The organism is Steroidobacter gossypii (genome assembly GCF_016801985.1).
Lineage (GTDB): Bacteria > Pseudomonadota > Gammaproteobacteria > Steroidobacterales > Steroidobacteraceae > Steroidobacter > Steroidobacter gossypii.
Genome location: NZ_JAEVLS010000002.1, coordinates 1,470,760 through 1,497,240, shown reverse-complemented (window position 1 = coordinate 1,497,240; position 26,481 = coordinate 1,470,760). Strand labels below are relative to the sequence as shown.

30 protein-coding genes and 1 pseudogene are annotated in these 26,481 nt (G+C 64.2%); 27 read left to right on the top strand and 4 right to left on the bottom strand.

What is annotated here, in order from left to right; genetic code table 11:
• Positions 1–252: 252 nt before the first annotated feature.
• The 6 genes from JM946_RS13820 to JM946_RS13795 all read left to right on the top strand — a co-directional run bounded on the left by JM946_RS13820 (position 253) and on the right by JM946_RS13795 (position 5,130).
• Positions 253–660 (top strand): hypothetical protein, encoded by a 408-nt coding sequence (locus JM946_RS13820; protein ID WP_203167834.1) that lies wholly within the window; start codon positions 253–255, stop codon positions 658–660.
• 1,500 nt (positions 661–2,160) lie between these two features.
• Positions 2,161–2,493, top strand: coding sequence for a helix-turn-helix transcriptional regulator (locus JM946_RS13815; protein WP_203167833.1), 333 nt, complete (start codon positions 2,161–2,163; stop codon positions 2,491–2,493).
• Between the two features lie 13 nt (positions 2,494–2,506).
• Positions 2,507–2,929 (top strand): HipA N-terminal domain-containing protein, encoded by a 423-nt coding sequence (locus JM946_RS13810; RefSeq protein WP_203167832.1) that lies wholly within the window; start codon positions 2,507–2,509, stop codon positions 2,927–2,929.
• Between the two features lie 59 nt (positions 2,930–2,988).
• Positions 2,989–3,762 carry a type II toxin-antitoxin system HipA family toxin gene (locus JM946_RS31650; RefSeq protein ID WP_407700547.1) on the top strand — a complete coding sequence of 258 codons (774 nt, stop codon included), beginning with the start codon at positions 2,989–2,991 and terminating at the stop codon, positions 3,760–3,762.
• Positions 3,763–3,916: 154 nt separating this feature from the next.
• On the top strand, positions 3,917–4,468 hold the full coding sequence (locus JM946_RS13800; RefSeq protein ID WP_203167830.1) for a thermonuclease family protein: 552 nt from the start codon (positions 3,917–3,919) through the stop codon (positions 4,466–4,468).
• A 158-nt stretch (positions 4,469–4,626) separates the two neighbouring features.
• On the top strand, positions 4,627–5,130 hold the full coding sequence (locus JM946_RS13795; protein WP_203167829.1) for a hypothetical protein: 504 nt from the start codon (positions 4,627–4,629) through the stop codon (positions 5,128–5,130).
• A 13-nt stretch (positions 5,131–5,143) separates the two neighbouring features.
• On the opposite strand, the pseudogene JM946_RS30370 reads toward JM946_RS13795, so the two are convergent.
• The 3 genes and pseudogenes from JM946_RS30370 to JM946_RS13770 all read right to left on the bottom strand — a co-directional run bounded on the left by JM946_RS30370 (position 5,144) and on the right by JM946_RS13770 (position 7,201).
• Positions 5,144–6,390: pseudogene (locus JM946_RS30370) on the bottom strand (type II toxin-antitoxin system HipA family toxin).
• A complete protein-coding gene (locus tag JM946_RS13775; protein ID WP_203167826.1) occupies positions 6,383–6,718 on the bottom strand; it encodes a helix-turn-helix domain-containing protein in 336 nt (111 codons plus the stop codon). Before JM946_RS13775 ends, JM946_RS30370 begins: the two are co-directional and overlap by 8 nt.
• A 144-nt stretch (positions 6,719–6,862) precedes the next feature.
• Positions 6,863–7,201 (bottom strand): hypothetical protein, encoded by a 339-nt coding sequence (locus JM946_RS13770; RefSeq protein WP_203167825.1) that lies wholly within the window; start codon positions 7,199–7,201, stop codon positions 6,863–6,865.
• A 635-nt stretch (positions 7,202–7,836) separates the two neighbouring features.
• Here JM946_RS13770 and JM946_RS13765 point away from each other — a divergent pair.
• Together JM946_RS13765 and JM946_RS13760 are read left to right on the top strand one after the other, a co-directional pair.
• Positions 7,837–8,043 carry an MbcA/ParS/Xre antitoxin family protein gene (locus JM946_RS13765; RefSeq protein WP_203167824.1) on the top strand — a complete coding sequence of 69 codons (207 nt, stop codon included), beginning with the start codon at positions 7,837–7,839 and terminating at the stop codon, positions 8,041–8,043.
• 654 nt (positions 8,044–8,697) lie between these two features.
• Positions 8,698–8,991, top strand: coding sequence for an EexN family lipoprotein (locus tag JM946_RS13760; RefSeq protein ID WP_203167823.1), 294 nt, complete (start codon positions 8,698–8,700; stop codon positions 8,989–8,991).
• Positions 8,992–9,003: 12 nt separating this feature from the next.
• On the opposite strand, the gene JM946_RS13755 is transcribed toward JM946_RS13760, so the two are convergent.
• A complete protein-coding gene (locus JM946_RS13755) occupies positions 9,004–9,690 on the bottom strand; it encodes a hypothetical protein (protein WP_203167822.1) in 687 nt (228 codons plus the stop codon).
• Positions 9,691–9,937: 247 nt separating this feature from the next.
• Here JM946_RS13755 and JM946_RS13750 point away from each other — a divergent pair, with 247 nt between their 5' ends.
• The 19 genes from JM946_RS13750 (at position 9,938) to JM946_RS13665 (ending at position 26,278) form a co-directional block, all read left to right on the top strand.
• Positions 9,938–10,456 (top strand): hypothetical protein, encoded by a 519-nt coding sequence (locus JM946_RS13750; RefSeq protein ID WP_218042805.1) that lies wholly within the window; start codon positions 9,938–9,940, stop codon positions 10,454–10,456.
• A 349-nt stretch (positions 10,457–10,805) separates the two neighbouring features.
• A complete protein-coding gene (locus JM946_RS13745; RefSeq protein WP_203167820.1) occupies positions 10,806–11,111 on the top strand; it encodes a TrbC/VirB2 family protein in 306 nt (101 codons plus the stop codon).
• Between the two features lie 12 nt (positions 11,112–11,123).
• A complete protein-coding gene (locus JM946_RS13740; protein ID WP_203167819.1) occupies positions 11,124–11,513 on the top strand; it encodes a type IV secretion system protein VirB3 in 390 nt (129 codons plus the stop codon).
• The gene (locus JM946_RS13735) at positions 11,510–13,108 is read left to right on the top strand and encodes a VirB4 family type IV secretion/conjugal transfer ATPase (protein ID WP_203167818.1); all 1,599 of its coding nucleotides are present in this window, start codon (positions 11,510–11,512) and stop codon (positions 13,106–13,108) included. The genes JM946_RS13740 and JM946_RS13735 overlap by 4 nt, the downstream gene beginning before the upstream one ends.
• 8 nt (positions 13,109–13,116) lie before the next feature.
• A complete protein-coding gene (locus JM946_RS13730; protein WP_203167817.1) occupies positions 13,117–13,956 on the top strand; it encodes a hypothetical protein in 840 nt (279 codons plus the stop codon).
• A 22-nt stretch (positions 13,957–13,978) separates the two neighbouring features.
• A complete protein-coding gene (locus tag JM946_RS13725; RefSeq protein WP_203167816.1) occupies positions 13,979–14,692 on the top strand; it encodes a type IV secretion system protein in 714 nt (237 codons plus the stop codon).
• A 73-nt stretch (positions 14,693–14,765) separates the two neighbouring features.
• Positions 14,766–15,779 carry a type IV secretion system protein gene (locus tag JM946_RS13720; protein ID WP_203167815.1) on the top strand — a complete coding sequence of 338 codons (1,014 nt, stop codon included), beginning with the start codon at positions 14,766–14,768 and terminating at the stop codon, positions 15,777–15,779.
• A 19-nt stretch (positions 15,780–15,798) separates the two neighbouring features.
• Entirely contained in the window at positions 15,799–16,068 is a 270-nt protein-coding gene (locus JM946_RS13715; protein WP_203167814.1) for a hypothetical protein, read from the top strand.
• The gene (locus tag JM946_RS13710) at positions 16,061–16,846 is read left to right on the top strand and encodes a virB8 family protein (RefSeq protein WP_203167813.1); all 786 of its coding nucleotides are present in this window, start codon (positions 16,061–16,063) and stop codon (positions 16,844–16,846) included. The genes JM946_RS13715 and JM946_RS13710 overlap by 8 nt, the downstream gene beginning before the upstream one ends.
• Positions 16,843–17,673, top strand: coding sequence for a TrbG/VirB9 family P-type conjugative transfer protein (locus JM946_RS13705; protein ID WP_203167812.1), 831 nt, complete (start codon positions 16,843–16,845; stop codon positions 17,671–17,673). Before JM946_RS13710 ends, JM946_RS13705 begins: the two co-directional genes overlap by 4 nt.
• Positions 17,670–18,920 carry a type IV secretion system protein VirB10 gene (gene virB10, locus JM946_RS13700; protein ID WP_203167811.1) on the top strand — a complete coding sequence of 417 codons (1,251 nt, stop codon included), beginning with the start codon at positions 17,670–17,672 and terminating at the stop codon, positions 18,918–18,920. The genes JM946_RS13705 and virB10 overlap by 4 nt, the downstream gene beginning before the upstream one ends.
• Positions 18,892–19,992, top strand: coding sequence for a P-type DNA transfer ATPase VirB11 (gene virB11, locus JM946_RS13695; RefSeq protein WP_203167810.1), 1,101 nt, complete (start codon positions 18,892–18,894; stop codon positions 19,990–19,992). The genes virB10 and virB11 overlap by 29 nt, the downstream gene beginning before the upstream one ends.
• Positions 19,982–21,970, top strand: coding sequence for a type IV secretory system conjugative DNA transfer family protein (locus JM946_RS13690; protein ID WP_203167809.1), 1,989 nt, complete (start codon positions 19,982–19,984; stop codon positions 21,968–21,970). The genes virB11 and JM946_RS13690 overlap by 11 nt, the downstream gene beginning before the upstream one ends.
• Positions 21,967–23,268, top strand: coding sequence for an LPD7 domain-containing protein (locus tag JM946_RS13685; protein ID WP_203167808.1), 1,302 nt, complete (start codon positions 21,967–21,969; stop codon positions 23,266–23,268). Before JM946_RS13690 ends, JM946_RS13685 begins: the two co-directional genes overlap by 4 nt.
• A 12-nt stretch (positions 23,269–23,280) precedes the next feature.
• Entirely contained in the window at positions 23,281–23,976 is a 696-nt protein-coding gene (locus JM946_RS13680) for a hypothetical protein (RefSeq protein WP_203167807.1), read from the top strand.
• Between the two features lie 85 nt (positions 23,977–24,061).
• Positions 24,062–24,385, top strand: a complete 324-nt coding sequence (locus tag JM946_RS13675; RefSeq protein WP_218042804.1) for a type II toxin-antitoxin system Phd/YefM family antitoxin — start codon at positions 24,062–24,064, stop codon at positions 24,383–24,385.
• A gap of 14 nt (positions 24,386–24,399) precedes the next feature.
• The gene (locus JM946_RS30985) at positions 24,400–24,525 is read left to right on the top strand and encodes a hypothetical protein (RefSeq protein WP_269140972.1); all 126 of its coding nucleotides are present in this window, start codon (positions 24,400–24,402) and stop codon (positions 24,523–24,525) included.
• A 319-nt stretch (positions 24,526–24,844) separates the two neighbouring features.
• Complete coding sequence (locus JM946_RS13670) at positions 24,845–25,675, top strand: DUF932 domain-containing protein (RefSeq protein ID WP_203167805.1); 831 nt, start codon at positions 24,845–24,847, stop codon at positions 25,673–25,675.
• Positions 25,676–25,954: 279 nt separating this feature from the next.
• A complete protein-coding gene (locus tag JM946_RS13665; RefSeq protein ID WP_203167804.1) occupies positions 25,955–26,278 on the top strand; it encodes a hypothetical protein in 324 nt (107 codons plus the stop codon).
• Positions 26,279–26,481: the final 203 nt, after the last annotated feature.

The following is a 26,481-nucleotide window of genomic DNA, read 5'->3' as shown; positions in this document are numbered from 1 at the left end:
TGCCGAGTTTGTCAGCTCCGGTCCAGTCTGAAGTGCTCCGCGTGCATCTGCATCCGCGAGTGCGGCGAGGTCGCAGCCGAACGTACGCTGCATGTTTCTCCACCGATGAGTCGCTGTTAGATTGTCGGTACGGCATCTTTGGATATCTGTTCGACAGGTAACGAGCGACATCCGAACAGGACAGATGCACACACCTGAACTCGTTGTAGAAACGCAGCGATTAAATGGTCTGGTAACAAGGAGGTCTCGATCGTGAGCGAACGAATCGATGAAGTAGGACCCGCGAAGCGTACCCATGGGGTGGCTGGACGTGAGGGGGCTGTACCAGCTGATGCGCTCGATCGCGAAAAGTGGCACGTGGAGCAGTCGTTCCGCGAACGTGAATTTGCTGTGAAGGAACGAGAAATATCGATTCGTCGAGCAGAGATCAAACTGAAGAGTAAGGAGCTTGCGCGCGGGTTGGAGGAGTCCGCTCGTCGTAGCAATCATGGCTGCGGCGATTGCCGCAGCGGCAATGCGGTCATCAGCATTCTGAATGGGAGGAATCAGCGCTCGCTTGAGGCACAGAAAGCGGAGCAGGCCCGGATCCTGGAGATGATTAAGACGGGCAGTGCTGACAAAGCCGCCGGGAATCGAAGTTTCTGCTGGATGCGGGGTTGATTGGGATCTAGAGAAAGCCGCAATTTGAGGATGCGCTGCTGCGTGACCATGTGCTCACGCGGACAGATCTCCTATGCGATCCTGCATGGAGGCCCTGTGCAGGGTGCGTCTTGAATGCGCAAGACGCACGGCGCAACCGCTAGGATCGCATTTGAGCGTCGGCGAGGTCAGCGTACCGCTGTGATTGACGGGAATCCTCGGTGAGATTTGGACAGTGGGTGGTGCGAGCGGCGCCAATCATGAGAGCAGAACTTGTGGCCTTGCATTGTCTGGCCATGGCCGGCTGTGCATCGTCGATCGTGCATCCAACTGCCCATTCGTCGGAGTGGCCACGGCGCAGCGCACCTGCGGATTGTCAGATGGTAGGGGTCTACCAGGATTTCAAGGAGCTGCGGTCAATCACGGTGACGGCGCCGGAGCAACGCCATGTGCATTTGAGTCGGCTGCTTCGTGACGGAAACTTGGGCTCATTCTAAGATCGAACGAATCCCGAAGTTCATCTCTGGCTGAATCGTCATGCGCCGACGATGCGTGTGGGTTCTGCGTCCTCCGCCGGGACCGAACCGCTGGGCTCTGAGAGCGGCCTCGAGTGCGACAGCGATGGCGCGCTGACTCTCCGCTTCAAGTCTAACTCCGCAAGTACTTACAGGCATGCCGTGATCACCGCGTGGAATGGCGCAGATGGATCCTTGATTGTGCGCATGGGTTTGCGCTTCACTGACAAAGGCTTGCTGGGACTGCTGCCGGACTCCTACGAAGTTTACTGGTTTCGCTTTCAGCGTATGCAGCCGGGGTCCCCTGCCGCGGGCGAGCAGCGGTAACGTTGAAAATGGGCGCACGCGATGCCCGCAGAATGAGTAGTCCCGTCATACTCAATAGCACTCGCCGTGCGGGATCTCGGCTGATCTGGCGTCCACAGATCTGGCGGTATCGCACCCGGGGCGCGGTCAGCGCCGCACCTTCTTTGATGATGGCGCGCGTCCGGTGCTGCGAGGGCGTTTCGGGAAGAGCAACGTCGCCTTCGAACGCGCAGCAACGTCGGTGCGTAAAGCCTCTGTGACGATTGTCTCGAACACCGAACACCCCCGACCGGCTGGCTTACTCGCAAACTTCGCAGCCCTGCAGCGGAAGCCGCCGTGTGTCGAGCGACCGATGCGTCGCACGGAGGGCATGCAACTTCACCGTGAGGACCTCAAGCGTCAACTGCGCTTCCTTGCAGGCCTTACCCCGTGGCGTTAGCCCCTGATCAATCGTTTCCTCGAGCGCTTCATCGATGAGGCATTCGCGCAAGGCCTCGAGACTCTCGATCGCTAGATCGATGGGTCGTGGTCATCACGGCTCCCCTGATGCGCCACTGTTGTTAAATACAGTCTTTCGCCGCCGTGCAGTGGGCGGAGGCATCGCCGTCGATGCGCGCCAATGACAGAAGGGCTGGAGCGACCGCGACCGAGATGATCGTTTTAAGTGACATTAAGACCTCTAAAGCACATTATAAAATACATGAGCGCAACGTCTTCTCATCTGGAGGGCGCGCCCGCCGAGGCGATCGAGCGTCTCGGCGCGCGCATTCGGGTCGCGCGTCTGCGACGCAAGCTGCGACAGCAAGACCTGGCGAAGAAGATCGGCCGGACGCGGGCGACGGTCATCGCGATCGAGCGGGGATCACCGAAGACCGAGATCGGCGCATCTGTCTCGGCGCTTTGGGTGCTCGGCCTGCTGCAGGAGCTCGACCTAGTTGCAGATCCCGGCCTGGATCGCGATGGTCAAGCGCTTTCCTTTTCGGTCTCGGACAAGCGCGTGCGGCTGCGTCAGCAGTTGAACAACAAATTCTGAAGCGTTTCCTGCAATGACAGACCTCGCGTACGTGTTCGTCTACCTGCCGGGGCAGGTCGTTCCAACGGTCGCCGGTCGGTTTGAGCTCAATCGCAGCCCTGCGCCTGCCGTCGGACGATTCGTCTACGGCGAGTCCTACCTCGAAAACTCCGCCGGCTTGCCTCTGGTTCCAGTGGCGCTGCCGCTGCGGGCACAACAGTTCAGCACCACGTTGAACTCGGGGCTTTCTGGCGTCATTCGCGACGCCATCCCGGATGACTGGGGCCGCCACGTCGCAAGCAAGCTCTACGGCGATGCATTCCAGCAGCCGTTTGACTTCGATGGCTGCCATCATCGGATCGCATCGGTGCTCTGGCCTTCGTTCGCAGCCCCGCGCATCCGATCGAAGAGCGACCGGTACTGCGGTGGGAGGATCTCGAGAACACTCCCTATCTAGAGGCGATTCAGAAGCTCGACCGCGGTGCCGCGTTGACCCGCGCGGAGGCCGAGGCCGCCATGGCGTTTGGCGCCGGTACGTCCGCCGGTGGTGCGCGACCGAAGTTCACCGTGTCGAGAAACCACGCGCTCTGGCTCGCCAAACTCAATCGGCACACCGACCGGTTCAACGAAGTGCGCATCGAGGCGGCGATGCTCGATCTGGCGGCGGCTTGCGGCATCAGTGTGCCGGAGCATCATGTGGCTCACCTGCACGCTCAGGATGTCCTGCTGGTCGAGCGCTTCGATCGCATCATGACGGGCGCTGGCCTCGAGCGGCGCCAGATGGTCAGTGCTAGCACCGTGTTCCTGTCCAACGAGGCGGCTGCGCAGTATTCGCATACAGGTTCTTATCCGCGCTTCGCCCGGGAGCTCAGTCGTTGGACCATCACCGGCGAGCAGGACCGCCGGCAGCTTTTCAGGCGCATCGCCTTCCATGCCCTGACGAGCTCCACCGATGATCATGAGCGCAATCACGCCCTGGTCGCCGAGGGGCACCATCTCCGTCTCGCTCCGGCGTTTGATCTCGTACCGCAGCCAGGCCATACCCGGCGGCGCTATCTCGCGCTCGTCATCGGTGAATATGGCGCGCTCGCGATCCGTGAGAACCTGCTTTCGAGTGCCGAAATCTTTGGGTTGAGCCGCGCGGAGGCGAACCGGCTCATCGATGAGGTGCAGCACATCGTGCGTAGCCAATGGCGTGCGCGCTTGGCTGCTCGGGATGTCTGTCCGAGCGATGTGGAGGCGATTGCGCATTGCTTCGATCCGCCTTCGTTCGAGGCGCCGCCCGCTTGAGTGAGTGAGTCAGGTTGGTGCACGTGAGAACCTGCTCTCGAGCGCCGAAGTCTTACAGACCGCGGCCCTTCATGAGCCGCATGCGTGGCATGCTGGATCCGGCGCGTGGGTTCTCGCGCCCGCTCGTCTCGGCTCAGCCCGGCAAGGATTCCTGATGGTTCGTTTCGTGGTTTCAATCGTGCTTTCTGTGTGGCTTGCCGCGCCGCTTGCGCTTGCCGACCGGCCGGTGCTTTCGGGCACGGTCATCCGCGTCATCGATGGCGACACGATCGACGTCGAACTTTCGAGCGGGCCCATTCGCGTGCGTTTGAATGGCATCGACACCCCGGAGCGAGGCCAGCCCGGGGGCAAGCGCGCCACCGCCGCCTTGTCTGCATGGGTGCTGTCGAAGCGCGTTGAGCTCGAGCCCTTCGAGCAGGATCGTTACGAGCGCCTCGTCGCGAATGTCTTCATCGGCGATCTCGATGTGAACGCACAACTCGTGAGAGAAGGGCACGCCTGGGCGTATCGGCAGTACCTCACATCTGAAAACCTCGAGCTTTGCGAGCTCGAGGCGCAGGCGCGCGCGGAAGGACGCGGTCTGTGGGCATTGCCGCCCCAGGAGCGATACGCGCCCTGGGATTGGAGAAAGCGACCGCGACGATTCGTGGACTACTCGCAGGAGACGGCGAGAAGCTGTATGGAGGCGGCGTCGGTGCGACGATGACGTGAGCGTTTCGGGCGTCACAGAGGCGAGATCGTGTCCGCAGCCTCGGTGCGAAGGAACGATTCACGTAATAGGAAACGAACAATCACCATGATCAAACACGAATGCATCGCGCTGGAGCAGCCATGAGAAGAGCAGGCTCAAGATCGCTCTCGCTCTTGATCGCCGTGCTTGCCCTGGGGGCCGTGCTTGCCGGGTGCGAGCGCCATGCGCTCGATCGGAAGATGGCGGCGCTCTGCGCGAAGGATGGCGGCGTGAAGGTCTATGAGACCGTCACCCTGTCCGCCTCCGACTATGAGGCGCTCGGACGATACGCAACGGCGAAGAACCGCGAAGATTACCTGGGACCGCAGTTCCGGTTCATCGACGAGTCGAGCGTGGTCATCGGCGCGGAGAATGACCCCGAGAAGGGCCGCGGTCAGATCATTCGATCCTACATCGCGATCTATCGCAAAGCCGACGGACGGCTGCTTGCCGAGTCCGTCTCGTACGGGCGTCTGGGCGGTGACGCAGTGACCTTTGGCTTGCATCCCAGCCAGAACCATTGCCCGAAGCCCAGGATCAGCCTCAAGCGGTCGGTGTTCAAAAAGGCTAAGGGAACGAGCGTCGCCGATGCTTCGGTCAAACCTACGCGCTCTCCACTTGAGCCATCGCCGCACTGAGCCATCTGTATCGTCACAGAGTGAGCGCGCGCCTGAGATCGTCATGCTCGAAAGCGCTCGCCATGCGGTGGATCTCGGCTGGTCGGGCGCCCACGGCTCTCGCGGTATCACGCCAGGTCGCGGTCACCGCCGCAACCTCTTTGATGATGGCGCGCGCCCCCGCTAGCGTGAGGCCGAAAAACTGCGAGGCGGACTCCAACAGGTCCAGCGAGCAAGTGCCTTCATCGAGATCGATGTTCGTCGTCAGCACCCGCGCCTTCAGGTCCGTCGGGACAGGATTGAGGTCATAGGCGGGGGAGAGTGTCCATCCGGCGCGGCCGTGCCAGAGCAGGCCGTGGTTGCGCAGGTGGTCGTCGACATTCGAGATGAGTACGTTGAAGACGACGCGTCGATATAGAGCATGAGCGTCCGTTCGCCCCTGCGCGCCATATTGGCAAGCGCATCGACGATTTCCGGATAGCTGCCACGCTCTCCGTCACTGGCACCCATCAATGCCATCGTTGACAGAAAAGGAATGCGGAGCATGCCGCGGCGATCGAAGCGTCGCGATAGCATGACCGCCTTACCGGCCACGCGGAGCAAAGCATGCTGCGGGGTCGCGATGCCGGCCTGTCGAGCCAGCCGCGGGGCGATCTCCTCCCATGTTTCGATGCTGTATTCGTCGATCTCTTTCGGACACTTTGCAATGGCAAGGTGGCCGTGTTGGTCGATGGCCGACGCTTTCGGGCGCGCGCCGCCCAATGAGGAGCCGGGCGCGAAAATGAGCTGCAGATCTTGGTCAGTTTCCTCATTACGGAGAATTCGCTCGGTAATCTGCAGCAGCCTGCCGAGCTCGACCAGCGCGGGCACGCCAGTGCGAGTCGGCGCCTGAAATATCTCTTCGCCGGATCTCCGGAATCAAAGCGCGCCCGATCGTGTCTCATCAGCGACGCCTAGCAGATAGTCGCTTTCTGTGAGAGTGCGAATTGCCCGGCCTTCGCGTTCAGCCAGACGGCGCTCCGCTCGTTGCATGAGGCGACGGCCCCAGGTGTCCGGTGCGGAGTCGCCAATCGAACCGAAAGTTGCCCGCCCGACAGGCGGGGCGAAGGCGCCGCGCGTCAAGGCAAGTGCGGGTTCCAATGAGAATCGGTCAGGGGCCTCGAGCCAGGTTCGGTCATATTCGAACAGGGTCGTCTCGGTGCCGCGGACGCGATTGCTTCTCGGCATTCCAACCGGGCGCGTTCGGCCGTTGAAATCGATATGCACCTCGAAGTCAGTCATCGTGAGAGCTTCCATCCGATCTCTTGAGATGGGCGTGCTTGGGCAACGCGGCGCTGGCGAGCGCCTGGCCGACTGGTTCATTGCCGATGCCGGCGGCGTTACTCAAGCCCTCGAGCAGGCCGAGGGCATGCAGGACACTCGCGTAGATGCCGAGGCTGACGCTGGTATCGCCAGCCTCGACCCTTTGCAGCGTTGATCGAGACGTGAAGGCGCGCTCTGCCACCACCGCCATCGGCAGGCGGCGCCGGCGGCGCGCGTCGTGGATGTCCGCCCCCAGCTTGCGAATTGCGCGTCGCACGCTGGCGGGAGGTTGGTGTGGAGTTGGCATTTGTAACCTTCCTGCTACATATTCTATAAATATGTAGCAGGAAGGTTACATTTTCGAAATCAAGCGAGTAATCAATTCCGCCGCTTCGTTCAGCAAGGCGGATCTCCTGCGCACCGGTCACGAGTTCCACCGTCACGACGGGCCTCAGCGACGCGAGCCGATTGGCTCACGGTCCGCACCAAAGAAGAGTCCGAGCGTCTTGAAGCCTGCGCATGCAATCAGGGCAATGTGGGAGGCCACCTCAGCTTCCTCGGCCTCGGCACAACGGGCTATCCCGGCCCGGATCGCGATGCCCAGCGCTTTCATCTTTGTCTCCGGCAAGCGCCTTGCGAGTGCGTCAGCAGTTGAATACACATTCGGGGCATCGCCGCCGGGAAGACCGATGGTGCCGTGGCACTGGAGAAAGCGGCCGCGACGATTCGTTGACTGCTCGCAAACGACAGCGAGCAACTGCACGTGGCAGTCGCCCTGCGGCACTGACATTGCGATACATCCGAGGAAGCGGGCATGAAGCTGTCAGCGTACGAGTGCGCTCCATCCCTCGAAGGCGCATGTGGGGGAAGGTGGAGGGTCTCTTTGAGGACAGGGATCGTGGTGCCGAGCGGCTCGACAATGGATTTCGGCAGTTCGATGCACGAACTCGACCAGGGGTCAAACGTTCCGCCTGCGGAAGGCGTTCTCTTCCGCGAGCAGCCGGCCGCATTCGCTCGTTCGCCCATTCTTGCGAGCTGCCTGTGCAGCCGTCTCATGAATGTTCTTGTGATTCCTGGAGATCACGTTCAGGTTGACTAAAGTGGACAATATGGCGGCACGGCCTTGTGTCCTCCACCTGAGTTGTCAAACATACATCGGTCATGCGCGTTTATGTGCGGCAGAAGCACGACTGATGCGCTTCGGATGCGCCCAGCGGTCTGTCTAGTCGAGGCTGCCGAGGGAACGTCATTCAGGTCCTGGTGAAGGCAGTTCGGATCAGAAGACATGGTGACGTCCCTTGCAGGTCCTGGAACCTTTGAACGACGCTCGGGAATGTTGAGGCGCTCGCCCCAGCACTTTAGTTTCAAAAACCGAGCCCGTGCGGTCTGTGAGCGGATGGTGGGAGCACCGGCGGAGAATCTTCAATGAACTTTGAGACTCGACGGACTCCCCAAGAGCAGCAAACGCGGGCCGTGCAGGTATTCAATTCCAAAGAAAAAGCACGTGACTGGCTGAAGAAGCAAAATCCTGCCTTGCAAGGCGAAGTCCCTCTCGAGCTCCTTGCCACTGATGCAGGGGCAGAGCTCGTGACAGACGAGCTGACCCGGATTGACTATGGCGATCTCTACTGACACCGATGGAAATGTGGAGGTTGACGTGCGGGAAGTATCCGGATCGTCGTTTGACGATTTACCGCGAGGCGACGGTCGTGGATCGTGGACGTGACCACAACTCCTGAGTGTTTTCACCAACGGCAATGCCTCGCAACGCTTGGCCGGGGCTCTCGATCTCCTTACCGGACGCAGCGATAGCGCGCGGTGCTGAACGCCATCGAAACGGTGACACACGTCGTCGTGATCTCCTCGAAGGTAACCTGTATCGATCGCATTATCCCCAGGAGGCGCTGCAGGTCGGCAACCAAGTCCCGATCACAGTGCTGTCAGCGGTGTGAATGACGACGCACACTCTGGCGGTCGTGAACTCCATTCAGCAAAGAGATACGGGTGCGATCTTCGCCTTACGCCACGCGCTCATCCGACACTGACCACATCAACGGCGTCCGCTCGCTGAGCACGCGAGGGCCTGGATCGATCCAGCTCTTCTCTGCATGTTCACAATGAAATCCCCCGCGGGTTTCGTCAAGAGACGCACCCGATAGGCGAGACACCGCAGACACAAAGGACGGCCGGCCCACGCATCGTCGTACAGTTCGGAAGTCGCTTAACCGTGCCGTACGAGTGAAGTGCTATGATGTTTATGAAGCTCGCAAATACACGGAGTAGTATATGAAGCTGACGGTGCTCGCATCTATCATCGCGGGGATCGCGATCGGCGCAACCGGCTGCTCGCACGAGCCCAAGAAGGCTCAGTACACGGTGGAGCAGTACCTCGCCGATCGGGATCTCATGAACAAGAAGGTCGAGGAGTGCGCCAACAATCCGGGTGAACTCCGCAACGATCCCGATTGCATCAACGCAAGGGCAGCTGCGTCCAAAGATAGTTGGGGATCGCTACGGGATCGGCCTCCGGTGGGATTAAATTCTCCTGCATCGACCGAAGGACCATCGAGCCAGGAATAGACCCACCGTATCTCAGGCAGGCGCAGGGTCGTCGTCCACGAGCGTGTAGATGCCATTGCGCTCGCGCAGGATCTTTCCACCGACGAGCTGAAGGCCGTAGAGGGCGAGATCGATCTCTTTCGCCTGCCGAGGTCGTCTTCCATTCGTCCGCCGAGCGTGCTCCTCGCGTCGGGCGCGCGAGCAGTGAACGCAGAGCCTCCGATTGGGACCCAGCAGATCGATCAGCAGCAGCGCATGACAACTGCGGCAACTGGCGAAGGAGATCTCTTGACCGCGAGCGAGCCCTTCACCCAGCAGGATGAGCCGATCAAACTCGAAGCGTGAACTCGGGAAGAAGGCTCGCCAGGTCTCGTAGACATCGCACAATTGCTCGCCGCGCTCGACCGCCGCCTCCCAGCCGCCATGGCGCCTGACAAATTTCGACGGGCCGAGCGCGCGATATAGGAGCGCCAACACCGCGCTCTCATTCTGCGTTCTTGCGGAGGTGAAGAAGTCTTCGAAGGACGTAGGCGCAGGTCCCCGGATGCGGCTATCGGTCGGGATGCCGGCCTGGCGCCTCAATGTGGCCTGCTGATGACGAGTGAGACCTGTGAACTCTTGGATGGTGTGCGTGCGCGCCTGATGGCGGATCAGTCTCATCGCCAGATGACGTCGACGCAGCTCGCGTTCCATGCGGCTGTCCACGGTGTCCTTGTTCATCTTCCGCGTCCTTGAGCGGCAAGTACCTCGTCGCCATCACTGCTACACCAAAATCGCAAATTAGGGAAGAGTGGATATCGCCGAACGATCGGCGAAACCCAGGAAACAAAATCAGGGTGGATGTGTCAACAATGAAGGCTTGGATGGCAACCGGTCGACTCACATGTCTAATCAGGATGGACATCGGGCAGAGCTCCGACACCTGCTCGGACTGATCCGCGCATTGAACTGCAGAGGTCTGGAACTCATGGCGCAGCTTGCAAGATCCGATGCCGCGCCAGCGCCGCCCGCCATCTCGAGGAATCTTGCGCTCTGGCGCGGTCTCGACCGCTCGGCGCGCGAGCGCGCCGCCAACCAGCCCGTCCTGCTGCTCGATGTCCGCTTCTCGGACGCCATGTGGTGGCGCTGGGCGTGCGAGCGACGACCGCTCGAACGAAAGCCAGGCGCGCAAGGCTACTTCTCGCCCAGAGTCGCCGCCGAACTGATGCGCGAGACGATCACATTGGCCTGGATCATTGCGCGCGCGGATCACGGCTTGGCCTCGATACTCTGCGGAATGGTGCCGGCGGTGACGCGCGTCGTGTCATCGCTCGATCCGGCGCAGATCGAGCAGCTGGCCGATCAACATCATCGTCACCTGAGATTGCGATTCGACGATCTTCCTTCATATTGGCGAATGCATCTGAAGATCTCGGGTAGCAAACCGATTCTGGAAGTTCCGACGGTGGAGACGCTATCGGAGATCCGACAGCAAAGCCTCTTCTAGAACCCCACCCGTTCCACTCGAACGGAACAACGGTGCGCGACGACGGGTCGCTCACACCGTCATACAGCTTCGGAACAAACCAACGTTCACGGCTGCTGCGCTCTGGTCATCCGGTGACATCTCGGGGACGTTTCCAACTCAACGAGGCGGTGTCGAACGGTGCGGCGATCAGCCGCGCTTCGCGAGCACGCGCGCAATGCGCGTTGTCGACGAGCGGTCACGGGCGCCAAGCGCGAACGCTGGTGATTTTGTACCCCGGGTTTCGCCGATCATTCGGCGAAACCCACCCTGCAAAGACATGATCGATGCTGCTGAGATGACGCACAGGACCTAAGGAAGGGGACACATCGTGCGGCAGTCACAGGCAGGCAATGCGGGCACGCGGCGGATCGCGATCGGACTCCTGGTGTTGCAAGCGGCGCCGCTCGTGGCGCACGCGCAGACCTCGCCCTTTGATACCGGCGCGGACTCACTGCTCACCTGGGCGCTCGGGATTGCGATGCCGATCGCAGCGCTCTTCATCATCGGCCTGGGCATCGCAGCGCTCGTGGGTCGGATCAGCTGGGGGCTTGCCGTCGGGTGCATCGTGGGGATCGCGCTGATCTTCGGTGCGCCCCAGCTCGTCACCTGGATGCGTGGAATCTTTGGCGTGTGAGATGAGGCAGCAATGAGCGGACGTAACGAAGGACTGGTGGCCGATGTGCTGTTCGTGGCGGTCACGCGGCCGCCCACGCGGTGGGGAGTGGCGTACGAGGCGCTTCTGATGAATCTCATCATCACCATGCAGGCCTTCATCCTCACCAAGAACCTCGTGATGCTGCTGATCGCGGCGCCAATCCATGGGCTGTGCGCACTGCTGTGCGCGCGCGATCCGCGGATCTTCTCGTTGCTCATCCTGGCGGCGAGAACACGCGTACTCGCAGCGTTCACCACGCTGCGGCACTGGTCCGCCTCGAGCTACTCGCCGCTTCGCATCGACCTTCCGAATCGCGCCGGAGTACGGCGGCGGTCGATGGAGCCGATCGTGGCGCACGGGCTGAGGAGACCGCCGCGATGAGAGACCAACATCGCTTGAGCCTTGCGAAAGTGGAGCTGCCGGCTTCCCACCACGTGCCTTACTCGCGCCATGTGTCGCCTCACATCGTGAACACCGAGGCGGGAGATTATCTGCAGGTGTTTCGTCTGCAGGGCCTTGCGTTCGAGACGGCGGACGATGATGACCTGAATAACTGGCATGAGCGCCTCAATGTGACCTGGCGGAACGTCGCGAGCGCCCACGTGAGTCTCTGGACGCACCTCGTGCGGCGGCGGGAGCGGGTGGCTTTGCCGGGCGATGCGCCGGAAGGCTTTGCGGGCGCGCTTCATCAGAAGTACATGCAACGCCTCGCCGGCCAGACGCTGATGTTGAACGAGTTGTATCTCTCGATCGTCTACCGGCCGTTCGTCGGCGCTGCCACGGGCGCGCTGGGCACGCTGTTACGAATGCAGAGGGCCGATCGAGCCGCGGTGGTCGATCTCGACGATGCGCTCGATGCGTGCGAGAAGCTCGCGCAGACGCTGATCGCCGCGCTCGAGCGGTATGAGCCGGAGCGACTCGGCATCGAGCGCCGGGGCGAGCGGGATTTCTCGGCGCCGGTCGAGTTCCTGTCGATGCTGATGAACGCGGAGCGACAGATGAGGCCGCTGCCTCGCGCGCCGATTCGCGACGTGCTCGCGACCGGCCGGCCGCTCTTCGGCTCGGAGACCATTGAGTATCGCTCGCCCACGCAGACGCGCTTCGGCGCGATGCTCGGCATCAAAGAGTATCCGACGCCGACCACCGTCGGGATGTACAACGCGCTGCTGACCGCGCCGTTTGAGTTCGTGCTCACGCAGTCCTTCACGTTCCTCACGAAGGCGACCGGCCAGGGGCTACTGCAGCGACAGTATCACCGGATGTCGAACGCGGGCGACTTCGCCATCTCACAATCCGAGGCGTTGAAGGATGCGCTCGATGCGCTGACGGCGAACGAGTTCGTGATGGGCGATCATCACCTGAGCCTGCAGGTGCTCACCGAGGCGATCCCGGCGCATGCCGGCGATGCCTCGACGGCCATGAAACAGCTGAACGATCACATTGCGCTCGCGCGTACGCTGCTTGCGGACTGCGGCATGACCGTGGCGCGGGAGGATCTGGCGCTCGAGGCGGCGTTCTGGGCGCAGCTGCCGGCGAACTTCGCCCTGCGCCCCCGAAAGGCGCCGATCACCTCGCGCAACTTCGCCGCGATGGCGCCGCTGCACAACCATCCGGTCGGACGGGCGACCGGCAATCATTGGGGGGAGGCGCTGACGCTGCTCATCACGAGCGCACGCTCGCCGTACTACTTCAATCTGCATGCCTCGGATCCGCGCGAGCCCGATGGCGGCAGCCGCAAGGACACGGGGCACACGTTCATTTGCGGGCCGACCGGCACGGGCAAGACCGTGGTCATCGGCTTTCTGGTGTCGATGCTCCACCGAAAGGGTGTCACGCAGGTGGTGTTTGATAAGGACTATGGCCTCGAGATTCTGGTGCGCGCGCTGGACGGGGAGTACCTCGCGCTTCGCAATGGCGAGCCGACGGCTTCAATCCACTGCAACTGGATCCCTCGCCTGCGAACATCGAGTTCCTGAAACGCTGGGTGTCCATGCTCGTGCGAGGCGCCACGCCGCTCGATGCCCACGAGCATACCGATCTCGAGCAGGCGCTGCGTGGCACGCTTGCGCTTGCGCCCGAGGCGCGCCGGCTGTCACGACTGATCGAGTTCACGGACTCCACGCGACGCGATGGCGTCTATGCGCGCCTGTCGCGATGGTGTCAGGCGACGCAGGGCGAGTACGCGTGGGCGTTCGACAACGAGACGGACGCGATCATCCCCCGACTGGGCCGGCATGCCATCGTGGGCTTCGACGTGACGCACTTTCTTGCGCACGAGGTGCTGCGCGGACCGGTGAACCGGTATCTCTTCCATCTGGTGGAGCGCCTGGTCGATGGACGCAGGCTCGTGTGCTGGGTGGATGAGTTCTCGAACGCGCTTGCCGATCCTGACTTTCAGAGCTTTGCGGACAACGCGCCCAAGACGTGGCGCAAGCTCAATGGAGCGCTGTGCATGGCGACCCAGACCGCACGCTCGGTGCTCGCAAGTCCCATCGCGCGCACGCTGGTCGAGCAGACCGCGACCAAGATCTTCTTCCCGAACCCGAACGCCGCCAGCGACGACTACATCGAGGGGTTCGGCCTCACCGAGCGCGAGTTCACGCTGATCAAGGAGCAGATCGAGCCGGGCTCGCGCATGTTCCTGGTGAAGCAGGGGCACGCAAGCGTGCTGTGCGAGCTCGACCTTCGCGGATTCGCCGCGGAGCTCTCGGTGATCTCGGCCCGGCGCGAAGGGATCGATCGACTGCATCGGCTGATCGAGCAGTTCGGATCGGATCCGGGCGCGTGGCTGTCCCGGTTCATGGATGGCAATGGTGGACCGTGAAACGCATGCAATGGAGTGCGACATGAAAGCGAACCGATGGACGCATTTGGCGGGTTTGGCAGCGCTTTTGATGGGCCTTGCGCCCATGGCGAACGCGCAGTGGGCGGTGGTGGATGTGGGCGCCATCACCCAGCTGATGCAGCAGGTCAGAACGATGCAGGAGCAGCTCTCGACCGCGCGCGATCAACTCGCGCAGGCCGAGGCGGAGTATCGATCCATCTCCGGACGCAGGGGCATGGAGCGATTGCTCTCCGATGTGCCTCGAAACTATCTGCCGGGGCAATGGCGTGAGCTTGCCGAGCTGCTGAGTCAGACGAGCGTGAGCTACGGCGCGATCGCGCGCGAGATGCAGCGGGTGATCGCGGACAACGCGGTGCTCACTCCCGCTCAGCTTCACTCGCTGTCAGAGACCGATCGGCAGCTGCTCGAGTCGTCCCGTCGCTCCAAAGCGATGCTGCAGGTGATGACGAGAGAGGCCCTGAATCGATCGGGTGATCGGTTCGGATCCATCCAGCAGCTCATCGATGCGATCGGACGCGCCGATGATCAGAAGGCGGTACTCGATCTGCAGGCGCGCATCCAGGCCGAGAGCACCATGCTGATGAATGAGAATACGAAGCTGCAGGTGCTGTATCAGCTGGCGCAGGCAGAGGAGGCGGCACGCGAGCAGCGAATGCGAGAGGAGGCGATCAATGCGTTCGGATCGCTGCGAGATCTGCCGCCGATCGGGCTGTGACAAGGCATTGGATGTGAATGATCGCCATGTCGCATCAGATCATCGGATGTCAACCAAAGGATAGGTGAGGGCCATGGGATTCTTTGCGGAGTTCTCCGCCTGGCTGAATCGAATCCTCGAGGATTACGTCAGTAGTACCACCGCGACAATCGCTGGAGTCCTGGAGCCTGTGATCGTGACTCTGGCGACCCTTTACATCGTAGTCTGGGGATACCTGCATCTGATGGGCCAAATCGAGGAGCCATTTGTTACCGGCGTCAAGAGGATATTCTTGTTAGCGATCATTCTCGGTATCTCACTCTCATTGTGGTACTACAACGAGATCATCGTTGATACTTTCTTCTTCGCACCCTCCGTCCTAGCCGCTCACGTGATCGGTCATCATGATTCTGTTGTCGTGGTGGATGGAGTACTCGCTGCGGGTAACGACGTAGCGGCGGCTCTCAGTCAGCGCGCGAGCCTTCTTGAGTTTGACCTATCTGTTTACTTCGCCGCCTTTGGTGTGCAGATCATCGTCGGCGTGACAGCTGTGTACACGATGTTTCTTCTGGTGCTCTCACGCATCGCATTGTCGGTGTTGTTGGCTCTAGGGCCATTTTTCATCGCACTGCTCATGTTCGATACCACCAAGAGGTTCTTTGAGAGCTGGATTGCGCAGCTCGCGAACTACGCATTCATCACGATCCTCGTCGGTCTCGTTGCAGCCCTCATGTTGACCGTAGTGACGCGCACTGCTGACCATGTGCTTGCGACCGGAGGGAACGTGCAGGTGGCTGACGCAATCAGATTGTGTGTCGCGGCGGGGCTCACCTTGCTCGTGATGCGCCAGGTGATGCCCATCGCTGCGGGTCTTGCGAGCGGGCTTGCGCTGAGTTCTTTTGGCGTGGTGAGCGCGGCGGTGTCGTGGGGACTCGATACGGCATCGAGCGGCGCGCGTGACTTCGGTCGGGGGCTCATGGACCGCGAAACCGGCCGGCTCGATTCGCTCACGCGCAAGGCGGGTTACTACTCGCGACAGGGATTATCAAGGACGGCGCGTGCGCTGTGGAGCGCGGCGCGCCGGCCCAATTCGGTTGGATCCGCGTAAGAGACAGGGAGTCACATTCATGAGGATCGTGGATCTGGTTGTTCGGTGCTGTCGCGCGCCCGCGGGCGAAGGACGATGGCGGCGCATGCTCATCGGCGTGTCCGCGCTCGCGCTGCTGCAGGGGTGCGCCATGAACGCGCCCTCCTGCGATGGCCGTCTCGAGCCCATCAATGTTCTTTCATCCGTGGGAATGGAGGCGGACACAGCGGGCGACAGAGATAGAGATGCTGGCGCCGACGTCGGTCAAGACATGGAGGACCGCTCCTCGCAGCGGCAAGCGCATGAGTGAGGTCGACGCGTATCTCGCGGAGGCGGCGTCCTGGGATGCGGATCGGGAGGCGCACCGGCAGGCGACGCTGCGCACGACGCGCTGGGTTGCCTGCGCGGGCTGGGCGTGTGCGATGGCGGCGACCGCGGCCATCGTCGTGATGAGTCCGCTGAAACAGACGCAGCCCTTTCTGATCCGGGTCGATTCCGCGACGGGCGTCGTCGATACGGTGCCGGTGTTCGCGGGAAGCGAGGACTTGCCACAAGCACTCACGCGACACCTGCTGACGCTCTATGTCACCACCTGCGAGCGGTTCAACTTCGCCACCGCCGAAAGCGATTACGCCCAGTGCGGATCGTTTCATTCGGCCGAGCGCAACCAGGCGTGGGCGGCGGCGTGGGCGCGCTCCAATCCGTCCTCACCGCTCAATCTCTACAAGGATGGCACCACGGTGCGCGCCCAGGTGCGCTCGGTGAGCTTCTTCGAGCGCGGGGGCGGGCAGAGCGATCTTGCGCAGGTGCGCTACATGAAGGTGCGGCGTGTCGGCGGCAACGGCGTCGATCACGTGAGCTACTGGGTCGCCACCATCCGCTACGCGTATGCAAGCTCCGCCGAACTCACCGGCAGGCGCGAGTGGAGCGAGCAGGCGCGACAGCAGCGCGCCTGGAATCCGCTCGGATTTCGCATTCTCGACTTCAAGCCGGAGCCGGAGGTGCTGGGGCAGGACGCCGCCACGGGCACGGCGGCCACACATCCGACGAGCACACATCCGACGGCCATGGAGGCGAGCGCCCGATGAGCACGAGAAACCTGATGCGCCTCTGTCGTCACCTCGTCGTCGCGATGTTTGTTTCGGGCGCGCTCCTCGGCGCGGCACAGGCGGAGACGGTGCCGGCAGCGGGGGTCACCGATGCGCGGGTGCGCACGGTCACCTACGATCCCGATGAGATCTATCGGCTCTACGGGTTCGTCGGTTACAGCATCGAGCTCGTGTTCGAGCCCGGGGAAGTCTTCGAAGGTCATGGCGGCGGGGATCTGGAAGGCATCACGTTCGGCGCGCACCAACACCAGCTCATCGTGAAGCCGCGCGCGGCGAACGTGGGCACGAACTTCGTCGTGTACACCGACCGGCGTGCCTATCGCTTTCATTACACCGTCTCGCGCGGCGCGCCCGATGCGCACGGCGCGCAGGCGATGTATGTCGTGCGATTCGTCTATCCGCCCTCACCCGAGGAGGGCGACCCGGCACGGCGCCGGATCGACCAGGCGCTGGCAAGCGCGCGCAACGAGCGGGCCCAGAACCGCGATTACTGGTATCGCGGGCCCGCGTCGTTGAAGCCGCTTGCCGCGTTCGATGATGGCGTGCATACGCGGCTCACCTTCGGCGCGAAGAGCGAGTGGCCGGCCGTGTTCGTGCGCAATGAGGATGGCAGCGAGAGTCTGCTCAACTTCAGCATCGAGCAGGGCGATCTCATCATCCATCGGGTGGCGCGCTCGTTCATCCTGCGTCGGGGCCGGCTCGCCGCGTGCATCGTCAACCAGGCGTTCGAAGGCCAGGCCGAGCGCCTGTCCTCCGGGACGCTTGCGCCGTCGGTGGTGCGTGAGTCGAAGGGAGAGCGACCGTGAGCTTCGTCTCTCACCTGCGCGCGTGGCTGGGGTCGCTTGGCCATGAAGCCTCCGGCATGACCGCGGATCCGTCAGAGGCGGGTGTTCCCTTCGAACGGGGCGTCGCCGCGACCTTCCGCGCCGGATCGCTGCAGACGCGGCTCACGAGCCTTGCGGCGTTTGCGCTGGGCGTGATCGTCATGACGACCTTCCTCATCTGGTACTACCAGCATGCGCTGGCGCAGGACGGACGCGCGGCGCGCGAGGAGCCGATGCAGGAGGCGCGTGTGGATCCGTCGATGGCGCTGCCGCCTTTGGGAAGGATCGATCCGCCGCTCCTCGAGCGCATGCTGGGGCCGGCGCCGTCACTCCCTGAAGAAACATTCTCCGAGCCTTCGATGTCCTGGCGCGAGACGCGCAAGCTCGAGTCCACCGCGTCCTTCGCGCCTGAGCGCGGCGAGCGCGCCGATCGGCGTCTCGCCGGTGAAGCGTTCGTGTCGGCGACGCGCCTTGGACAGGCATCAGGCGGGGAGGCGCGCGGGCGCACGGCCGCATCATTCGACGCATCCGACGCATTCGACGGCGAGGCGCCGGCGGGCGCCACGCCTGGGAGTGAAAGGCCCGGCGGGCCAAGCGAGCTCACCGAACGGCTCGAGCCCACGGTGCTTGCCGCCGCGCGGGCGCAGCGCTTGCCGACGCGCCAGCTGCTGCTGCCCAAGGGCGCGCATCTCGACTGCACGCTCGAGACCGCGATCAACTCGGCACTTCCGGGCATGACGACCTGTGTCACGGCGACGGACACCTTCGGCGCCGATGGCTCGGTCGTGCTGCTCGAGCGCGGCAGCAAACTGATCGGTGAGACGCGCGGGCAGGTGCGCGCCGGCTCCAACCGCGTGTTCGTGCTGTGGACCGAGGCGCGCACGCCCAGCGGGGTGGTGGTGCCGCTCGCCTCGCCGGGCACCGATGCGCTCGGACGCGCCGGACTGCCCGGGGAGGTCGATCGTCATTTCTGGGATCGCTTCGGGGCGGCGATTTTGATCTCGGTGATCGACGGGGCGGTGCAGGCCGGCGTGCAACGGCAGAACGACGGCGATGCCGTGATCGTAAACCCGGCCGGCTCGCGCGATGTGATGACCGAGGTGCTGAAGAGCACGCTGCACATTCCGCCCACGGTCACCAAGCGTCACGGCGATCGCATCTCGGTGCTGGTGGCGCGGGATCTGGACTTCAGGAGCGTCTATGAGCTGCGCGCCGCCACCGATCGATAGCGCATCGCCTGCGTGCGCGCACGTGCTGACGCCGGCGGTGGCGGAGCCTCCGGTGCTTGCCGCCGGGCGCTCGGCGCTTGCGCTCACGCTGGCGCCGCTGCGGCCGTATCTCGAAGATCCTGCCATCACCGAGGTGTGCATCAACCGCCCCGGCGAGCTGTTCCTGGAAACCGCGCGCGGCTGGCGGCGCGAGGCGCTGCCGGCGGCGGATTTCTCCTGGTGCCTGCGGCTTTCCAAACTGATCGCGCATGCCACGCGGCAGCGCGTGGATGAGGAGTCGCCGCTGCTGTCGGCATCGCTGCCCGGTGGTGCGCGCGTGCAGCTCGTGCTGCCGCCGGCGACGACGCCGCAGACGGTGGCGATCGCGATCCGGCGCCCGGCGAGTGAGGTGTGGTCGGTGGCCGAGCTCGCCGCGCGCGGATTGTTTCGGGCGACGCGCGCTTCGGGCGAGGCGGCGGATGCGACACCGCGCGAGCTTGCACGCCTGCTCGGGCAGCGCCGGTACGTCGAGTTCATGCAGCTTGCGGTGGCGAGCCGACAGAACATCCTCGTCTCGGGGCCCACCGGCGCCGGCAAGACCACCTTCACCAAGGCGCTCATTCGTGAGATCCCGGCCGATGAGCGGCTGATCACGATCGAGGATGCGAAGGAGCTGGCGCTCGAGTCGCATCCCAACCACGTGCGGCTCTTCTACAGCAAGGATGATCAGGGCGTCGCGCGCGTGAGCCCGAAGCAGCTGCTCGAGGCCTGCCTGCGCATGCGCCCCGATCGGATCCTGCTCGCGGAGCTGCGGGCCGAGGAGGCCTTTGATTACCTGCGCAACGTGAACTCCGGGCATCCGGGCTCCATCACGAGCGTGCACGCGGGCAGTTGCGAGCTCGCCTTCGAGCAGCTGGTGCTGCTCATCAAACAAAGCGCCGGCGGCCGGGCGCTGTCGCGCGCCGACATCAAACAACTGCTGTACCTCGTGATCGATGTGGTGGTGCAGTTCGGCGTTCGTGATCACGAGCGCTTCATCCAGGAGATCTGGTATCGGCCCGCCCGCAGGCAGGCAGGCGCGCATGGACGCTGATCGCACGCAGGTGACACCCGGGGCATCGATGCGTGCGCGCGTGCCCATGGCGAAGCTCATCGGCGGGCTTCTGATCGCCCTCATCGCGGCCCAGTATGTGGCCGGCTGCCTGCTGCTGCTGTCGCTCGGCGTCCCGGTGAGCGAGGCCTCACCGCTCACCATCGCCCGCTATGGTTACTGGTACGGTGATGTGCCGCGGATCGGACAGTACCTGTGGTGGTGCTCCGGGGTGGGGCTTGCGGCGGTGGCGGGCGCCGGTGCGCTCGCGCTCGTGCCGCGCCGCGCGCCGTTGCACGGGCAGGCGCGCTTTGCGCGGACGCACGAGATCCGGCAGGCGGGGCTGCTCACCGGGAAAGGACTGATCTTAGGGGAACTGCGCGGGGGGTGGCCCTGGTCACATCGCTTCATCACGTTGCCGGGACAACAGGGCGTGGCGCTCTCGGCGCAGCCGCGCTCGGGCAAGGGCGTCGGCGTCGTCATCCCGAACCTCCTCACCTGGGAGGATTCGGTGGTGTGCGTGGACATCAAGAAGGAGAACTGGACGCTCACCGCCGGCTGGCGCCAGGCGGCCGGCAACGAGGTGTTTCTGTTCGATCCGCTCGCCGCCGACGGCCGCACCCATCGATGGAACATGCTCGACTACGTGGGTGAGTCCTTGAGTGAGCAGATCGATGATCTGCAGCTGATCGCCAACATGCTCTTTCCCGATCCGGTGAGTGGCGATCCGTTCTGGATGGCCTCGGCGCGCTCGCTCTTTCTGGGGGTCGGGTTGTATGTGTTCGCAACCCCCTCGCTGCCGCGCACGGTGGGGGAGATCCTGCGTCAGGGCATGGCCGATGATGAAGAGGGCTTCTCGGCGCACTGGCGGCGGGTGATCCAGGGGCGGATGAAAGGGGCGCATCCGCTGCCGGAGCAGTGCGTGCGGGCGCTGTCGGATGTGATCGATCTTGCGCCCCAGACGGCCTCGAGCATCCGCAAGACCTTCACCTCGCGCCTCGAGCTCTGGGCGAACCCGCGGCTCGATGCCGCCACCGCCGCGAGCGACTTCGACCTGCGGCAGTTCCGGCGCAGGCGCATGTCGCTCTACATCGCGGTGCGCCCGAAGGATCTGCATCGGCTGCAGCCGCTGCTCGCGCTGCTGTTCCAGCAGACCATCGCCCTTCAAACCGATGAGCTGCCCGAGCACAACCCGGAGCTTCGCCATCAGCTGGCGCTGCTCATGGATGAGGGACCGGCGCTCGGGCGCATTCCCATCATCGCGCAGGCGAGCGGCTTCACCCCCGGATTCAACCTGCGCACCTTGTTCGTGATGCAGACGCCCTCGCAGCTGCGCGAGGTCTATGGCGAGCACGGCAGCCGCACGCTGCTGAAGACCCTCGCCGGGCGCATCTACTTCGCGCCCAAGGACATCGAGGAGGCCGAGGAGCTCTCGCGCGAGCTCGGTTCCACCACCGTGAAGGTGACCTCGCACTCGAAGCCTGCGTTCTTCGCAAGCAGCACGCGCCGGCATCACAACCTGAGCGTGAGCGAACAGCGCCGGGCGCTGATGCTGCCGCAGGAGGTGCGAGACATGGGCACCGACAAGGCGCTCATCTTCATGGAAGGCATCCGTCCGATCCTCGCCCGCAAGATCCGCTACTACGAGATCCCCTGGCTCGCCGCGCGCGTGATGCCGCCGCCTGCGGTTGCGCCCATCGAACCGGTGCTCGCCGCGACCACGCCGGCGGGCGACCCGGACGCGCCGCCGCCGGCATCCGCCGCCACCGCTCACCGCCGGCTGCGGCGGGCGACGCCCGAGGACATCGAACGCATCGATGCGCTCACGCTCGAGGACTTCGATCTCGATCTGTCTCAGGTGGTGTTTCCGGACACCGCGCCCGGTGAGCGCGTGAGCGATCAGGATCTTCAGGTGGCGGCCGATCGCTTCATCGCCGCGTTGAAAGGTGAGCACGTCGGAGGCTCAGGAGGACGATCATGAGTCAGCAGCAGCGCGCGCAGGCGCGCAAGGCGGCGGGCGAGCGCAAGCCCACGGCCCGCTCCACATCAACGTCCAGGTCCGGATCGAGCTCGATGCCGGATCTCGATGCCAGCCGCGCGCCCGAGAATGCGATTTCGCCGGTCGCCTCTGCCGTGCGCGCACGCAGGCCGGAGGCATCCCGTGCACGTGCGCAGGCACGTGCCGAAGCGTCCGAGGCCGAGGTGGCACGCGCACCGGCGCGAACCCTGCCGGTGCCCGAGGACATCCGCGGGCGCTTCGTGATCAAACGCAACACGTACTACTTTCCGGGCGGCGAGCCCGCGTTCGTCGATCGCGGCGATCGGCTCATCACCCGCGGCGAACACCCGGAGGTGATCGCAAGCCTCGCCGCGATCGCGCAGGCCCGTGGCTGGCGTGAGATCACGATCAGCGGCAGCGAGGCCTTCCGGCAGCAGATGGCGCTCGCTGCCCGGCGCGCCGGACTCTGCGTGCGCGGTGAAGCGCTTGCATTCGAGAAGAGCGCGCAGGCGCCGCCCGGTACGGCGCGCGCGCCGCGCGCTACGGATGCGCCGGCGCGTGAGCCTGCGTCCACCGCACCGGCAGCCGCGCAAGCCACGCCACCGCAGCCTGCGCCGCGAGTGCCACGCCGGCGTGCAGCGATGCCTGAGCTGCCCGCCGGGGCGAAGGTCACGACCACGCCCCGGCAGTGGCGCGGGCGGCTCATCGATCATGGCGCCGCGCCGTACCGGCGCCAGGCGGGCCGCGAGATGTCCTATTTCGTGAGGCTGCGCACCCACGAGGGCGAGCGAACGCTCTGGGGAGCGGATCTGAAGCGCGCCTTGCAGGCTGCCTTGTCCCGTCCGCAGCCCGGCGATGAGGTGGTGCTTCGTCGCGTGGAGGCCGGACGCAGCACGTCGCGGCGCAAGGATCGGCAGGCGCCCGGGGAGCGCGCCGCCGCGGCCGCCCATCGCTACGCGATCGAGACGCGCGACTTCTTCGATGAGCGCGAGCGGCTCTCACGCGTGGTGCGCGATGCCTCCCTCTCACCGAAGCTTGCGACCCACCACCATCCGCAGCTTGCCGGCACCTACCTGCAGCTGCGTCTTGCGGAGCTCATCGCACAGCGCCTGAAACATCCGCAGGATCAGCGCCGGTTCGTGCACCTCGTGAGAAACGCGATGGCCGATGCGATTGCACGCGGCGAGCCGATGAAGATCCTGGAACTGCGCGCGCGGGGCGGCGCACGCACCGCCACGCAGGCCTCGCCGGCACGTACGGCGGCGCCGCTGCGTGAGTGAGGCGGTCGGATCGTGGATCGGGATCGACGCAAGGACGTGTCTGTCGGGCGTGATCGCGCACTCGGCTCGCGCAGCGAGCGCAGCCTCGGCGCCGCGCAGGCGCCCATCGTGGGCCGGCTGCAGCGACATGGCGCCGCACCCTATCAGTTCCGGCGCGGCGAGGAGATGTCCTACTACGTCGAGCTCATCGCGCTCGGCCGACAGAAGCGGCTGTGGGGCAAGGATCTGAAGCGCGCGATCGAGCAGGCGCACACCCGCCCGCAGATCGGCGATGTGGTCGGCGTGCAGCTCATGGCGCGCCGCGCGTTCACGGTGACCCACCGCGAGCGCGACGCACAGGGACGGGTCATCTCACAGACGCACCAGGAGGCCCATCGCAATGAATGGAAGGTGGAGAAGGTGCAGTACTACTCGACGCGGGCGCGTGCGGCGCGCCTCGCGCGTGATGATCAGCAGGATCGCGCCAGAGCGATCGCCGAGCATCCGGAGCTCGCCGCCACGTTCCTGAGCCTGCGCGCGGCGCAGGCGCTCGCCGAGCAGCGCCTGCCGGACGCCGCCGATCGCGAACGTTTCCTCAAGTTGATCCGCGAGGCGATCGAGCGATCCACGGCGAAGGGCGAGCCCTTGCCCGAGTTGCGCCTGCGCGAGCGCGCAGATCACAAGCGCGCGCCCGGCCGCGCGCGCAGGCGCGACGATCCGGTCCGCTAGAGGCGCAACGCCAGGCGCCTGCGCTTCGATACAAACATCCTCCTGTCAACGATCGCGGCACGCTTGTTCACTATAGTAAACAAACGTGCAGCACGCGCTTGATGCGTCGCCCTCGTTGCATCACATTGGCGCCCCCACGCGAGACACCTCGAAGACGGGCACGGCTCCCATGCGAACGATCGACATCCACGAAGCGAGAGCGCGCCTTCCTGAACTGGTGGAGCAGGCCGCGCGGGGTGAGTCGTTTCTCATCACGGTGTCCGGCACGCCGCGCGTGAAGGTGCTCCCGCTCGATGCCCTGCGGAGCGCACCCGTGAGCGGACGGCCCGAGCGATGTCGGCTCGCGGCCGACGCGCTCGATCCGCACGACAGAGCGCACATCGAACGGCGCGTGGCTCACCTCAGGTGATGATGGCGATGGGAATGAAATCTCTCGAGGCGCCGGTCGCTTGCATCCCCCGCACCCGCGGACACGAGGCGAGCTCGCGCGAGCGCATCGCACGTGATCTGCGGGCGCAGCTCACGAGCCTGGAAACACACGCGGAGTGATGAAAGCCAAGAAGACAAGAAAGAGAGGAAAGAAAAAAAAAGAAAAGAAAGAAAGTAAAGAAAGAGAAGAAAGAAAAGAATGAAAAGTATGGGAACGAAGCAGGAACGACGAACACGAGACCGAAGGAACAAGAAAAGAATCCAGCAAAGCGGGGCGGGTTGCTGATCGTTCCATGCTAATCCCGGGCCGCCCACCGTCAAGGACGAGCGCGGAGGCGCTCGCCGCCGCAAGCGGCGGTCTTCGATCCCTGACCGCGTGCGTCCCGGGATTTCAGTGCCCTTCGGGCAATCCCGCCCGATCAGACTTCGAGGCATCCTCATGAAGACCGTGAACGAGCTTCTCGGCGCCGAAGTATCTTACGCCGATGCGTTTGAAACGGAGGTGAGTGCGCAGCAGCTGCGAACGTTGACCCCGGCGGTGTATGCGAGCGCCGCCCACCAGAAGATGAGCGCACGTTACACGTTCGTGCCCACCGCCCAGGTGATCGCTACCCTGGATCGCGCCGGTTTCTGCGTGGTGCAGGCGCGGCAGTCTCACAGCCGCACACGTGAGCCTTCATACGCGGCGCATGCGCTTCGCTTCCGAGCGCGTCGTGCGCACCTCATCGTCGATGAGGTGATTCCGGAGATCCTGCTGCTCAACTCACACGATGGCTCCACCTCCTATCACCTGAGAGTCGCGCTGTATCGTGCGATCTGCGCCAACGGCCTGATCGTGGGCGACAGCGTGTTTCCGGTGTGGAAGGTGCCCCATCGCGGCACGACGACGGGGCAGCTGCTGGAGGCGGCACTCGCGGTGGCTGAGCGCTTCAGCGCGCTGGGTGAGACCATCCAGCGCATGCAGCGCCGCGAGCTTGCGCCCGCCGCACGCATGGCCTTTGCGAGCGATGCGTTACGGCTGCGCTATCCGCAGGAGGCGCCCGGTGTCGCCGTGGCGCCGGCGGATCTGCTGCGCCCGAAGCGTGCGTCGGATGAAGGCTGCGATCTGTGGCGCACCTTCAACGTGGTGCAGGAGCACCTCTTGCGCGGCGGGCTCACACGCCGCACGGCCGGCGATCGCATCGTGAAGACCAAAGGCATCCGCGCCATCCGCGAGGACGTGCGGCTCAACGTCGGCCTGTGGGATCGGGCCATGCTCGAGATCGCATGATCCTCGTGAGCTTTCGGGAAGGGCGCCCTGCGTCCTTCCTTTCCCTTTCGCCGGATGCATCCTCCCGAGCCCTCGGACCCGTCGCATCACGCCTGCATGAGGCGGCAGAACGGAGCCGAGGATGGCCTGTCGGCTTCAGCGTGCCAGATGTTCCTCCTGAAGTGCCAGGCCGAGTCTGCGGACAGACTCGCCGGGCGCAAGCGGCCTGGCACTTCACGAGAAACATCCGGCGCGCACGCTGCGCAGGCAATCCGCCTGAGGTTCCACGGAGTGTGTGTCATGAGCCGTCACATTTTCGATGCGAAGCTCGAGGAGCATCCGATACGCGTCACGGTCGGTCACGATCGCCCCTCGGGCTCGTTCTATCTGCACATCGGCTGGGTGGATCCACGCACCGGCTCAGTGTTCGCCTACGCCTCGGATCTGAACGTGACCTATGACCCGACGGACTGGCGCTCGATCCGCCGCGTTCTCGAGCGGCTGCACATCGTCGCGCCGGCCTCGGTGTGGAGCGAGCTCGCCTATGACGCGCTGGCCAAGAGCGGCAATCGCGTCGTGAAGCATCTGGGCGATGGCCGGATGAATGAGCTCATCGCCTGGTAGCGCCCGGTGCGCCCGATGGGGACATCCCGCGCGCTTCGGGATGTTCCTGTCATCCGATGCGCGGCGCGTGGGGCGCAAGCGCGGATGAAGCCGCCTGCGAAGCGAACAGAAGATGAAGAAAGAAAGATGAAGAGAAGGCGGTGTGATTGCAAGGTCGCTTCAGCGTATCACCTCGTGCGCAGCCTCGAGCACGCGGCGGCGAC

Bases quoted from the DNA above. Each gene is read 5' to 3' on its own strand.
- JM946_RS13670 (WP_203167805.1), top strand. From the start codon at position 24,845: ATGAAGACCGTGAACGAGCTTCTCGGCGCCGAAGTATCTTACGCCGAT.
- JM946_RS13765 (WP_203167824.1), top strand. From the start codon at position 7,837: ATGAACTTTGAGACTCGACGGACTCCCCAAGAGCAGCAAACGCGGGCC.
- JM946_RS13750 (WP_218042805.1), top strand. From the start codon at position 9,938: ATGGCGCAGCTTGCAAGATCCGATGCCGCGCCAGCGCCGCCCGCCATC.
- JM946_RS13715 (WP_203167814.1), top strand. From the start codon at position 15,799: ATGAGGATCGTGGATCTGGTTGTTCGGTGCTGTCGCGCGCCCGCGGGC.
- JM946_RS13810 (WP_203167832.1), top strand. From the start codon at position 2,507: ATGACAGACCTCGCGTACGTGTTCGTCTACCTGCCGGGGCAGGTCGTT.
- JM946_RS31650 (WP_407700547.1), top strand. From the start codon at position 2,989: ATGGCGTTTGGCGCCGGTACGTCCGCCGGTGGTGCGCGACCGAAGTTC.
- JM946_RS13735 (WP_203167818.1), top strand. From the start codon at position 11,510: ATGAGAGACCAACATCGCTTGAGCCTTGCGAAAGTGGAGCTGCCGGCT.
- JM946_RS13740 (WP_203167819.1), top strand. From the start codon at position 11,124: ATGAGCGGACGTAACGAAGGACTGGTGGCCGATGTGCTGTTCGTGGCG.
- JM946_RS13770 (WP_203167825.1), bottom strand. From the start codon at position 7,201: ATGTCAGTGCCGCAGGGCGACTGCCACGTGCAGTTGCTCGCTGTCGTT.
- JM946_RS13705 (WP_203167812.1), top strand. From the start codon at position 16,843: ATGAGCACGAGAAACCTGATGCGCCTCTGTCGTCACCTCGTCGTCGCG.
- JM946_RS30985 (WP_269140972.1), top strand. From the start codon at position 24,400: ATGAAATCTCTCGAGGCGCCGGTCGCTTGCATCCCCCGCACCCGCGGA.
- JM946_RS13720 (WP_203167815.1), top strand. From the start codon at position 14,766: ATGGGATTCTTTGCGGAGTTCTCCGCCTGGCTGAATCGAATCCTCGAG.
- JM946_RS13755 (WP_203167822.1), bottom strand. From the start codon at position 9,690: ATGAACAAGGACACCGTGGACAGCCGCATGGAACGCGAGCTGCGTCGA.
- JM946_RS13665 (WP_203167804.1), top strand. From the start codon at position 25,955: ATGAGCCGTCACATTTTCGATGCGAAGCTCGAGGAGCATCCGATACGC.
- JM946_RS13760 (WP_203167823.1), top strand. From the start codon at position 8,698: ATGAAGCTGACGGTGCTCGCATCTATCATCGCGGGGATCGCGATCGGC.
- JM946_RS13710 (WP_203167813.1), top strand. From the start codon at position 16,061: ATGAGTGAGGTCGACGCGTATCTCGCGGAGGCGGCGTCCTGGGATGCG.
- JM946_RS13690 (WP_203167809.1), top strand. From the start codon at position 19,982: ATGGACGCTGATCGCACGCAGGTGACACCCGGGGCATCGATGCGTGCG.
- JM946_RS13775 (WP_203167826.1), bottom strand. From the start codon at position 6,718: ATGCCAACTCCACACCAACCTCCCGCCAGCGTGCGACGCGCAATTCGC.
- JM946_RS13800 (WP_203167830.1), top strand. From the start codon at position 3,917: ATGGTTCGTTTCGTGGTTTCAATCGTGCTTTCTGTGTGGCTTGCCGCG.
- JM946_RS13815 (WP_203167833.1), top strand. From the start codon at position 2,161: ATGAGCGCAACGTCTTCTCATCTGGAGGGCGCGCCCGCCGAGGCGATC.
- virB11 (WP_203167810.1), top strand. From the start codon at position 18,892: ATGAGCTGCGCGCCGCCACCGATCGATAGCGCATCGCCTGCGTGCGCG.
- JM946_RS13725 (WP_203167816.1), top strand. From the start codon at position 13,979: ATGAAAGCGAACCGATGGACGCATTTGGCGGGTTTGGCAGCGCTTTTG.
- JM946_RS13685 (WP_203167808.1), top strand. From the start codon at position 21,967: ATGAGTCAGCAGCAGCGCGCGCAGGCGCGCAAGGCGGCGGGCGAGCGC.